This is a genomic window from Roseburia sp. AF42-8, from assembly GCF_003435965.1.
GTDB lineage: Bacteria > Bacillota > Clostridia > Lachnospirales > Lachnospiraceae > Roseburia_C > Roseburia_C amylophila.
In genome coordinates, this window is the sequence record NZ_QTVB01000001.1 from 186,424 (window position 1) to 198,343 (window position 11,920).

The 11,920-nt window shown below is 40.8% G+C and carries 9 protein-coding genes, 1 other RNA gene and 1 pseudogene; all 11 read left to right on the top strand.

Annotated features, from left to right (window positions below; translation table 11 throughout):
• Positions 1–185: 185 nt before the first annotated feature.
• Entirely contained in the window at positions 186–1,058 is an 873-nt protein-coding gene (locus DW059_RS00995; protein ID WP_117696937.1) for a phosphoribosylaminoimidazolesuccinocarboxamide synthase, read from the top strand.
• Positions 1,059–1,079: 21 nt separating this feature from the next.
• Positions 1,080–2,525, top strand: a complete 1,446-nt coding sequence (gene purF, locus DW059_RS01000) for an amidophosphoribosyltransferase (RefSeq protein ID WP_022242393.1) — start codon at positions 1,080–1,082, stop codon at positions 2,523–2,525.
• Positions 2,526–2,723: 198 nt separating this feature from the next.
• Positions 2,724–4,157 carry an adenylosuccinate lyase gene (gene purB / locus DW059_RS01005; protein ID WP_022242392.1) on the top strand — a complete coding sequence of 478 codons (1,434 nt, stop codon included), beginning with the start codon at positions 2,724–2,726 and terminating at the stop codon, positions 4,155–4,157.
• Positions 4,158–4,242: 85 nt separating this feature from the next.
• Positions 4,243–5,508, top strand: a complete 1,266-nt coding sequence (gene eno / locus DW059_RS01010) for a phosphopyruvate hydratase (protein WP_117696939.1) — start codon at positions 4,243–4,245, stop codon at positions 5,506–5,508.
• 113 nt (positions 5,509–5,621) lie between these two features.
• Entirely contained in the window at positions 5,622–5,861 is a 240-nt protein-coding gene (gene secG, locus DW059_RS01015) for a preprotein translocase subunit SecG (RefSeq protein ID WP_117696942.1), read from the top strand.
• A gap of 210 nt (positions 5,862–6,071) precedes the next feature.
• Positions 6,072–8,237, top strand: a complete 2,166-nt coding sequence (gene rnr, locus DW059_RS01020; protein WP_117696944.1) for a ribonuclease R — start codon at positions 6,072–6,074, stop codon at positions 8,235–8,237.
• Positions 8,218–8,684 (top strand): annotated as a pseudogene (smpB, locus tag DW059_RS01025) (SsrA-binding protein SmpB). The gene rnr and the pseudogene smpB overlap by 20 nt, the downstream one beginning before the upstream one ends.
• A 102-nt stretch (positions 8,685–8,786) precedes the next feature.
• Positions 8,787–9,130, top strand: a transfer-messenger RNA (tmRNA) gene (gene ssrA, locus DW059_RS01030).
• Between the two features lie 319 nt (positions 9,131–9,449).
• Positions 9,450–10,481: a helix-turn-helix transcriptional regulator gene (locus DW059_RS01035; protein WP_117696947.1), complete on the top strand. Its 1,032-nt coding sequence runs from the start codon at positions 9,450–9,452 to the stop codon at positions 10,479–10,481.
• 284 nt (positions 10,482–10,765) lie between these two features.
• Positions 10,766–11,860 carry a type II CRISPR RNA-guided endonuclease Cas9 gene (cas9, locus tag DW059_RS01040; protein ID WP_117696949.1) on the top strand — a complete coding sequence of 365 codons (1,095 nt, stop codon included), beginning with the start codon at positions 10,766–10,768 and terminating at the stop codon, positions 11,858–11,860.
• Positions 11,857–11,920: hypothetical protein (locus DW059_RS17770; protein WP_442969764.1), on the top strand; the 64-nt coding region annotated here is incomplete at its 3' end. The genes cas9 and DW059_RS17770, both read left to right, overlap by 4 nt.

Here is an 11,920-nt window from a genome sequence, read left to right on the forward strand (position 1 = left end):
TACTTATAAATAGAAAATATTAGACAAAAAAACTAATAAATTTCGCTCATTTTTCTATATGGGGCAAAAGGCGCACTTCGCCCAAATTCATTGACTTTCTAAAAGGCACTGTATTATAATTTTCCAGTAGTGTTTTTTATCACAACAAAAATTTGCGAAAGCATAAAATGGAGGACAAAAGCAGTATGCAGGAATTTAAACCATTTAAAGAAGGAAAAGTAAGAGAAGTATATGATAATGGAGAAAGCCTTATCATTGTTGCAACAGACAGAATTTCAGCGTTTGACCATATTTTAAAGAACAAGGTTACCAATAAGGGCGCAATTCTGACACAGATGTCCAGATTCTGGTTCGATTTTACAAAGGATATCGTGCCAAACCATATGCTTTCCGTTGATGTAAAAGATATGCCGGAATTTTTCCAGAATGAGAAATATGATGGCAACAGCATGATGTGCAAGAAACTGGAAATGATTCCAATCGAATGTATTGTTCGTGGATATATTACCGGAAGTGGCTGGGCAAGCTACAAAGAGAACGGAACCGTCTGCGGAATCAAATTACCGGAAGGACTTGTAGAATCCGATAAATTACCTGAGCCGATTTACACACCAAGTACCAAAGCTGAGATTGGTGACCATGACGAGAATATTTCTTTTGAACAGAGTATTGACGTATTAGAGAAAGCATTCCCGGGCAAGGGTGCTGAGTACGCAGAAAAGATTAAAGAATATACCATCGCACTTTACAAGAAATGTGCGGAATATGCATTAAGCAAAGGAATCATCATTGCAGATACCAAGTTTGAATTTGGTCTCGATGAGAATGGAAATGTAGTTTTAGGTGATGAGATGCTGACACCGGACAGCTCCCGTTTCTGGCCATTAGAAGGATATAAACCGGGACAGGGACAGCCTTCTTATGACAAACAGTTTGTAAGAGACTGGTTAAAAGCAAATCCAGACAGTGATTATCTCCTTCCGGATGAAGTAATCGAGAAGACAATTGAGAAATACGAAGAAGCATTTGAATTACTGACCGGTAAGAAATTTGCTTAAAAATATAGTCAGGAGAACCCTATGAATAACAATGAATTAAAGGAAAGCCCATGGGACGGACTGCATGAAGAATGTGGCGTCTTCGGCATGTATGATTTTGACGGAAATGATGTGGCTTCCAGTATTTATTATGGTCTGTTTGCATTACAGCACAGAGGACAGGAGAGCTGTGGTATTGCAGTAAGTGAGACAAACGGACCGAAGGGAAAAGTTACTTCCTATAAAGATATGGGACTGGTAAACGAAGTATTTACCGGAAAACAGTTAGAAGCAATGAAAGGTGATATCGGAGTCGGTCATGTCCGCTATTCCACCGCAGGTTCCTCCACCCGTGAGAATGCACAGCCGCTGGTATTGAATTATGTAAAAGGTACGCTGGCATTGGCACACAACGGAAACCTCATCAATGCGAAGGAGCTTCGCAAAGATTTGGAATATACCGGAGCAATTTTCCAGACCACCATTGATTCTGAGGTAATTGCTTACCACATTGCAAGAGAGCGTCTGAATTCCAAGACAGCCGAGGAAGCAGTACGCAGAGCCTGCCAGAAGTTAAAAGGAGCTTATGCTCTGGTTGTAGCCAGCCCTCGTAAGCTGATTGGCGCAAGAGACCCATATGGCTTCAAACCCCTTGTAATCGGAAAACGTGACAATGCTTATATCATTACTTCTGAGACCTGTGCCTTGGAGACCATTGATGCGGAGTATGTCAGAGACGTATTGCCGGGAGAAGTGGTAACAATTTCACCGGAAGGCGGCATTCAGTCTGATATGACTATGTGTCTTCCAAAAGAACAGGAAGCACGTTGTATTTTTGAATACATATATTTTGCGAGACCGGACAGCCATATTGACGGGGTCAGCGTTTATGCATCCCGTATCCAGGCAGGACGTTTCCTTGCAATGGATTCACCGGTAGATGCAGACCTGGTAGTAGGAGTACCGGAGTCAGGAAATGCAGCAGCTCAGGGTTATGCCCTGCAGTCCGGAATTCCATATGGAACTGCTTTTGTAAAAAATGGTTATGTGGGACGAACCTTCATCAAACCGAAGCAGAGCAGCAGAGAATCCAGCGTAAGAGTAAAATTAAATGTACTTGCAGAATCAGTCCGTGGCAAGCGTGTTATTATGATTGACGATTCCATCGTGCGTGGAACCACATCTGACCGTATTGTAAATATGTTAAAAGAAGCTGGTGCCACAGAAGTGCATGTAAGAATCAGTTCTCCGCCATTCTTATGGCCATGTTATTTTGGAACAGATATTCCGGAACGGGAGCAGCTGATCGCATATAACCGCACCATAGAAGATATTCGCAAAATCATCGGAGCAGATTCATTAGGTTATTTAAAGATAGAGCGTTTAGAGCAGCTGGTTGGAGGGCTTCCAATCTGTAAAGGATGCTTTACTGGAAAATATCCAATGGAGCCGCCAAAAGAGGATATCCGTGGTGACTATGAGCGATAAGCAGACTGGCACAGCGGCTAATTCTTATAGCCGTACCGGCTGTCATGCTTGCATGAACCAGCCGGTATGGCTGTAAGGATTGTACGGTGCACGAAGGTGCAACGGACAACGAGGAAGCGAAGCTTCCGAGTGGAGCGAAACTTTTGAGTGGAGCTGAGTCTGCAATTATGAATATAAAAAATAAAAAGGAGCACACATATGAGTACTGATAGATATAACAGTCCATTATCTGAGCGTTATGCAAGCAAGGAAATGCAGTATATTTTTTCTCCGGACATGAAATTCCGTACCTGGAGAAGACTCTGGATTGCATTAGCAGAGACCGAGAAAGAACTGGGACTTGATATTACCCAGGAACAGATTGATGAATTAAAAGCACACAAGGATGACATCAACTATGATGTGGCAAAGGCAAGAGAAAAAGAAGTCCGTCATGATGTTATGTCCCATGTATATGCTTACGGCGTACAGTGTCCGAAAGCAAAAGGAATCATCCATTTAGGAGCAACCTCCTGCTACGTTGGAGATAATACTGATATCATCATTATGTCAGAGGCATTAAAACTGGTTCGTAAGAAATTAGTAAATGTCATTGCAGAACTGGCAAAATTTGCAGATAAATATAAGAATCAGCCGACACTGGCATTTACCCATTTCCAGCCGGCACAGCCTACAACCGTAGGAAAACGTGCAACACTGTGGTGCCAGGAATTCATTATGGATTTGGAAGACCTAGATTATGTATTAGGCAGCCTGAAGCTTTTAGGCTCTAAAGGAACCACAGGAACACAGGCAAGCTTCCAGGAGCTTTTTGATGGGGACCAGGAAACCATTGATAAGATTGATCCGATGATTGCACAGAAAATGGGATTCAAAGAATGCTATGCAGTATCCGGACAGACCTATTCCAGAAAAGTGGATACCAGAGTAGCAAATATTTTAGCAGGCATTGCAGCAAGTGCACATAAAATGTCTAACGACATCCGTCTGCTGCAGCACCTGAAAGAAGTAGAAGAACCATTTGAGAAGAGCCAGATTGGTTCCTCTGCAATGGCCTATAAGAGAAATCCGATGCGTAGTGAACGTATTGCATCTCTTTCCCGTTATGTCATGATTGATGCATTGAATCCGGCAATTACATCCGCAACCCAGTGGTTTGAAAGAACTCTGGATGATTCTGCCAACAAGCGTCTTTCTATTCCAGAGGGATTCCTTGCAATCGATGGAATCTTAGACCTTTGCTTAAATGTGGTAGATGGACTTGTAGTATATGAGAAAGTTATTTACAAACATATGATGAGCGAACTTCCGTTTATGGCAACCGAAAATATTATGATGGATGCTGTAAAAGCTGGTGGCGACCGTCAGGAATTACATGAGAAGATTCGTGTACTTTCCATGGAAGCAGGCAAAAATGTAAAACAGGAGGGTAAAGAGAACAATCTTCTTGAGCTGATTGCAGCAGAACCTGCATTCCATACAACCTTAGAAGAGTTGAAGCAGAATATGGACCCTGCAAAATATGTGGGAAGAGCACCAATTCAGGTAGATGCTTTCTTAAAGAATGTGGTACAGCCAATTTTGGATGACAATAAAGAGATTCTTGGTATGACAGCTGAGATTAACGTATAATCGAATTGTTTCGAAAGAATAAAAAATCTTCTTTTGGAGATACTGAACTATTAATTCAGAATATTTTCAAAAGGAGATTTTTTTTATGGCTGTAAAAATGACGATTACACGAATTCATGCAAGAGAAATATTAGATTCCAGAGGAAATCCCACAATAGAAACAGAAGTAACTGTGGAGACAGAGACAACCGGAAAGAAGTCGACTGCCCGGGCGGCAGCACCTTCCGGAGCCAGTACAGGAGAATTTGAAGCCATTGAATTAAGAGACGGCGGCGAGCGTTATGGTGGAAATGGTGTGCAGCAGGCGGTAGAAAATGTAAATACAAGAATTGCAAAAGCACTGATAGGCAGAAACGTATTGCGGCAGGAAAATTTAGATGCGCTGATGCTGGAGCTGGATGGAACAGAAAATAAAGGAAAGCTTGGTGCCAATGCAATCTTAAGTGTGTCCTTAGCTTGTGCCAAAGCAGCAGCAAAAGCATTGCAGATGCCGCTTTACCGCTATGTGGGCGGCGTAAATGCAGTAACAATTCCGGTGCCGATGATGAATATTTTAAATGGCGGTGCACATTCCGATAACAATCTGGATGTTCAGGAATTTATGATACTTCCAATTGGAGCCGACAGCATTACGGAAGGAATCCGCTGGTGTGCAGAAGTCTATCATCATTTGAAAAAAATATTAAAGAACCGTGGACTGTCTGTGGCAGTGGGAGATGAAGGCGGTTTTGCCCCAGACATTACAAATGAGGAGGAAGCAATCCAGCTTATTATGGAAGCCATTACCAAAGCAGGGTACAGCTGCGGCAGAGGCAAACAGTTTATGATTTCTCTGGATGCGGCTGCCAGTGAATGGAAAGGCAATGCACCGGGAGAATATTATCTGCCAAAATCCGGCAAGCGTTATACCACGGATGAACTGATTGTTCATTGGGAAAAGATGATTCGCCGTTTCCCGATTTATTCCATTGAAGACCCGTTGGACGAAGAGGATTGGGATGGCTGGAAACGTCTGACAGAAAAAGTGGGAGATAAAGTGATTCTGGTAGGCGATGATTTATTTGTCACGAATCCGGTGCGCCTGAATAAAGGAATTTCCATGGGATGCGGTAATGCGATTTTGATTAAGCCAAACCAGATTGGAACGCTCTCAGAAACTATGGAAGCCATCCGCATGGCAAAAGAACATGGTTATGAGACCATCATGTCCCACCGGAGCGGCGAGACCGAGGATACGACCATAGCGGATTTGTCAGTAGGGCTTGGCAGTGATCTGATTAAAACCGGAGCACCGTGCCGTGGCGAGCGGACGGCAAAATATAATCGTCTGATTCGGATCGAAGAATCGTAATAGATTTCAGCAAAAATTTCAATACAAATGCGAAATAAGTGGTTGTAATTTGTCCTTGTGTATGATATACTGTCAAAGTTACGAGTATTATAAATCCACAGGAGGTGTCATTCGTGGCAGTTTTAAAAACGGTTTTAACAGTTGTATTTATTATTATATCTATCGCATTGACAGTAATTATTCTTCTTCAGGAAGGTAAGTCTGCAGGACTTGGAGCAATCAGCGGAGCAGCTGATACTTATTGGGGCAAGAATAAAGGTCGTTCTATGGAAGGAATGTTGGTAAAGGTAACCAGAGTACTGGTAATCCTATTCCTGTTAATTTCCATCGTACTGAATATTGGAAGTTTCTAAGAACCAAAGAGCTGTCGTGTGAACGACAGCTTTTTTTACTTTACAGGAATTGCTTTCCTGTAAAGTAAAAAAGCTCCGCGAGGATGCACACTGCGTGTATAAGGTAGATGCCGCAGGCGACCGCCGCAAGTGACCGCCGCAGGCGCAAGAAAAGTGTAAAGCAGTTTCTTGAAGTTATGTGAGCAGCAAGAAAAAATAGGAAAGAAAAGAATGGATAGAGAAGCACTGGAAAAAAGAAAGAAAATTGTATATGAGTTTATCTGTGATGACTTATATGTCCCGATGAAAGCCAAAGAGATTGCAATGATTCTGCAGGTATCCAAAGAGCAGCGGGAAGAGCTGCATGCGGTTTTGGATGCTTTGCTGGAAGAAGGCAAGGTAGAGCTGACCCAGAAGGGCAAATATGTAAAGGCTTCCGGAAGATTCTTAACCGGTGTTTATACCGGAAACAGCAGAGGCTTTGGCTTTGTGACGGTAGAGGGTGAAGAGGAAGATATCTATATCCCGGAGGAGAATACCAACGGAGCCATGCATATGGACACTGTATCTGTTGCAGTAAATCCGCAGAAGACCGGAAAACGCCGGGAAGGCAGAATTATAAAAATTATATCCAGAGGTCTGCATCAGATTGTCGGAACTTATCAGAGCAGTAAGAACTTCGGATTTGTGGTGCCGGATAACCAGAAGCTGGCGCAGGATATTTTTATTCCAATCGAACGTTCCAAAGGAGCAGTAGATGGACACAAAGTTGTCGTTGAGATTACTGATTATGGTAAAAACGGTAAGAAACCGGAAGGAAAAATTGTTGAAATACTTGGTCATATCAATGACCCGGGAACAGATATTTTATCCATTGTAAGAGGCTTTGACCTGCCGACAGAATTTGCACCGAAGATTATGAAACAGGTGGAAAATGTAGCTAAAGAAGTCAGTGAGGCTGATATGGCAGGCAGGGAAGATTTGCGGGACTGGCAGATGGTGACAATTGATGGAGAAGACTCCAAAGATTTGGATGATGCGGTATCCCTTACCATGAATGGAGAAAATTATATTCTGGGCGTTCACATTGCAGATGTGTCCAATTATGTGCAGGAGCACAGCGCATTGGATGTAGAGGCACTGAACCGCGGAACCAGTGTATATCTCGTTGACCGCGTGATTCCGATGCTGCCCCATGCATTGTCCAATGGAATCTGTTCCCTGAATGCAGGAGAGAACCGGCTGGCATTGAGCTGCATCATGACCATTAACCCCAAGGGCAAAGTCATTGACCATAAAATTGTAGAGTCGGTGGTAAAAATTGACCGCAGAATGACTTATACAGCAGTAAAAGAAATTTTAGAAGACCATAACGAAGAAACAATTGCAGAGTATCGGGAACTGGTTCCGATGTTTGAAAAAATGGGAGAGCTGGCAGCACTGCTTCGTAAGAATCGTATGAAACGCGGCTCGATTGATTTTGATTTCCCGGAAACGAAAATCCTTTTGGATAAAAATGGAAGACCATTGGAAATCAAGCCATACGACAGAAATACAGCTACGAAATTAATTGAAGATTTCATGCTGATTGCCAATGAGACGGTGGCGCAGGAATTTTTCTGGCAGGAGATACCATTTCTCTATCGTACCCATGAGACACCGGACGAAGAAAAAATCCGAAAACTTGCAACGTTAATTGGAAATTTCGGATATACACTGCATATCAGCCAGGAGGAAATTCACCCGAAGGAATTGCAGAAGCTGTTAGGAAAAATCGAAGGAACACCGGAGGAAGCATTAATCAGCCGGCTGACCCTCCGTTCCATGAAACAGGCAAAATATACCACAGAAAACACCGGACATTTCGGACTGGCAGCAAGCTGTTATTGCCATTTTACATCGCCGATTCGTCGTTATCCTGATTTACAGATACACCGTATTATCAAGGAAACATTGCGGGGCAGGATGAATCATAAGCGGATGGCGCATTATGAAACGATTCTGCCGGAAGTAGCCAAGCATTCCAGCGAGACAGAACGTCGGGCAGATGAGGCAGAGCGTGAGACTGAGAAGCTGAAAAAAGCACAGTATATGGCAGAGCATATCGGAGAAGTCTATGAAGGCGTTATTTCAGGGGTGGCATCCTATGGAATGTATGTCGAGCTGCCAAATACGGTAGAGGGTCTTGTGCATGTAACCAGTCTTACCGATGATTACTATCAGTATTTTGAAGACACTTTTGAACTGGTTGGCGAAGTAACGAACCGCCATTATAAGCTGGGACAGAAAGTATATATCCGGGTAATCGGTGTGGATGAGATTGTAAGAACCATCGATTTTGAATTGACAGAGGCAACAGGAACAGGAGAAATGAAGAATGGGAAAAGAATCGATTAAGATGATTGCCAATAATAAGAAGGCAAGACATGATTATTTCTTGGAAGAACTTTATGAGGCAGGAATCAGCCTGCATGGAACAGAAGTAAAATCACTCCGTATGGGAAAATGCAGTATCAAGGAGTCTTTCATACACATTGAACATGGGGAAGTCATCATATATGGTATGCATATCAGCCATATGAAAAGGGAAACATTTTTAACCGTGATCCGCTTCGTCCGAAGAAGCTTCTGATGCACAAAAACGAGATTCGTAAATTAGAGCAGAAGATTAAGGAAAAAGGTTATACCATTGTTCCGGTGGAAGTATATTTCAAGGGAAGTCTGGTAAAAGTCCAGATTGCGCTTGCAAAAGGTAAGAAGCTTTATGATAAGCGGAATGATATTGCAAAGAAGGATATGCGCCGTGAAGCAGAGCGGGATTTCAAAGTAAGAAATCTTGGTTAATAGGCGGATAAAAATTGTCAGTTAATGGCAATACAAACAGTGGTTCTATCTTTGCCTCTTGCAGGAATAGCGGAGGCAGGTTATAATAGAATAAATATATAAGGGCTAGTAAAGGTTTCGACAGGGATTATGAAGCTGGAGAAGCGAGCCGCAGGGTGATGCGTTAAATTCCAAACTTAAAATTAAACGCTAACGATAATAAATTAGCTTACGCTGCCTAATGGCAGCAGTCTGACCTAGAGCACTCACACTTTAGGACCCAGGCTTCGACTATGTGAGAAACGACACGGGCAAAGCTTTGAACCCGTGGGCGTATGATGAAGCTACTGAAACAGTTACGGTGTTCATACCGGAATTGCAGAGGGAATGTCAAATTATGAACTACGCTCGTAGAAGGACAGGGGATTGGTTTTTGGACACGGGTTCGACTCCCGTCTAGTCCACTAAACGTGAACGTAGGCGAACCCTGACACGTATAACGGAAGAGTTCCAATCAGCAGACAATATGGTTGCTGGTTGGAACTTTTTTTACTTTACAGGAAATTGCTTTCCTGTAAAGTAAAAAACGCTCCGCGAGAATATGCACTGCGGCGTATAAGGTAGATGTCGCAAGCGACCGCTGCAGGCACATTCTTTGTTCTGATTGTCAGATATTAGTGAGAAGTCACTGGTGACACTTTCTGTAGGTGTTAGAGAAAAGGAATGTTGCTATTATAAAAATGATAGAATATAATAGTTATAATTTAAATATTAGGGGGTGCTTTAATGGCAGAGAAAATGGAAATATTAGTTGAAAAGCGAAGACGCGGAGCTAGGAGTAATCAAAAGCTTAAGATACTGTATCTTGCAAAAATTCTTCTGGACAATACAGATGCTAATCATGATATTACATTACAGGAGATTATAGATAAACTGTCTGCAAATAATGTCACGGCAGAACGAAAAAGTTTGTATGATGATATTGCCCGGCTTGATGAATTCGGAATAAAGATAAAAAAGACGCAGTATGGAAAAACATATCATTATCAGGTTGTTAAGCGAGATTTTGAATTGGCAGAATTAAAACTTCTTGTAGATTCTGTTGCAGCGGCGAAGTTTATTACAGAAGAAAAATCAAATGAGTTGATTAAAAAAATAGAACATTTGACGAGTAAACATAATGCCACTATGTTGCAGCGTCAGGTATATGTAGCAGGGCGTGTAAAATCAATGAACAATGGAATAATGGAAAATGTCGATGCAATTCATACGGCTATAGCTGAGAATTCAAAGATATCTTTTCAGTACTTTCAGTGGAATGTGAAAAAGGAGGCGGAGCTTAAGCGGGATGGTAAGAGATATGAAGTCAGTCCATGGGGGTTATTATGGGATGATGAGTATTACTATCTGATTGGATATGATTCAGATGCAGGAATTATTAAGCATTATCGTGTAGATAAAATGCTTAGTATAAAAGTAGAAAATAAAGTTCGTGAAGGCAGATGTAAATTCAAAGAACCTGATATGGTAACATATGACAAAAAGATGTTTAATATGTTTAATGGGGAAGAGCGGAATGTGGAAATTCTGTGCGAAAATAGTTTGGCAGGAGTTATGATAGATCGTTTTGGAAAAGATGTAAGAATAACCAAAGTGGACAATGGACATTTTCGAGTTGTGGTAAAAGTAGCTGCCAGCATGCATTTTGTACATTGGATTATGGCATTGGGTGATGGAGTGAAGATTGTTGCACCGGATAGCTTGGTAGAACAGATACGAGAGGAAATTAATCGATTGGCGAACGAGTATAGTAAATGATAGAACAAAGATTCGATAAAAAATGAAATTCAAGTGGAGATTTATGGACTTGTAATTTGGCATAATAGAATTATCTAACAGAGGGACACGGAGGAATGTTGCAGAGAAAAATTATAAAGGCAATAAAAAAAGACCATTAGGTCTTGATTTAATCTGCACCATGCAGAGTCAAAAGACGATGCCGGATAAACCTTATTTGCACTCGCTTTGTTAATTCTCTTTTATTATAGCATGTAAACAAATTTAGTCAACAAAAAAATGATAAAAAATCAGGAGGAAATTTTATGACAGCATTCAAGTATTATTTGGGATTGGATATGGGAACTAATTCTGTGGGTTGGGCAGCAACTGATCCAGAGTACAGATTGTTGAAAGCAAAAGGAAAAGATTTATGGGGAATACGTGAATTTAATGAGGCATCTGGTGCAGTTGAAAGGCGTACACACAGAATAAGCAGAAGGAGAAGACAAAGAGAGCAGGTTAGAATTGGCATTTTAAAAGACTATTTTCATGATGCCATATGTGAAGTGGACCCTAGTTTCTTTCGAAGATTAGAGAATAGTAAATATCATGAGGAAGATAAGGATGTTGAAGTAAGATATAAAAATAATATTTTTAATGATGGCAATTATACGGACAAGGATTATTTTAATGAGTATCCAACCATATATCATTTGAGAAATGAATTAATAAGCAGTACAGAAAAACATGATGTCAGGCTTGTTTTTTTAGCACTGCTGAATATGTTTAAACACCGTGGTCATTTCTTAAATGCAGGATTAGGTGAAAATAACGGTGAAAGTAATATTGATAATGCGTATTTTGAATTAACAGAATTACTTTCAGAATTAACAGAATATCATTTGAGTCAGGATATAGATTGTAAGCAAATAGAAGCAATTTTGTCCCGCAGAGATATGAGCAGAACGCATAAAGCGGAAGAACTTGCAGGGGTATTGCACGTAGATTTAAAGAACAAGCCATATAAGGAATTAATAAGAGGATTATGTGGTTTAAAATTCAATGCATGTGTTGTTTTTCCAGATGTACAGAGTGAAGAAGTGACTAAACTTGATATCTGTCTTTCAGAATCTACTTTTGATGAAAAATCAGATGAAATTGCCAATATAATCGGTGAAGATTATTTTGAAATTATTATGGCTATGAAAGAAATGTTCGATATTGGATCTTTAGCAAGTATTATGAAAGGACATAATTACTTATCACAGGCAAGAGTTGCGTCATATACAAAGCATAAAGAAGATTTGAAACTTTTAAAAGAGGTTATAAAGAAATATTGCGGTAAGAAGGAATATGATAAGTTCTTTAATTATCACAGGCAAGAGTTGCGTCATATACAAAGCATAAAGAAGATTTGAAACTTTTAAAAGAGGTTATAAAGAAATATTGCGGTAAGAAGGAATATGATAAGTTCTTTA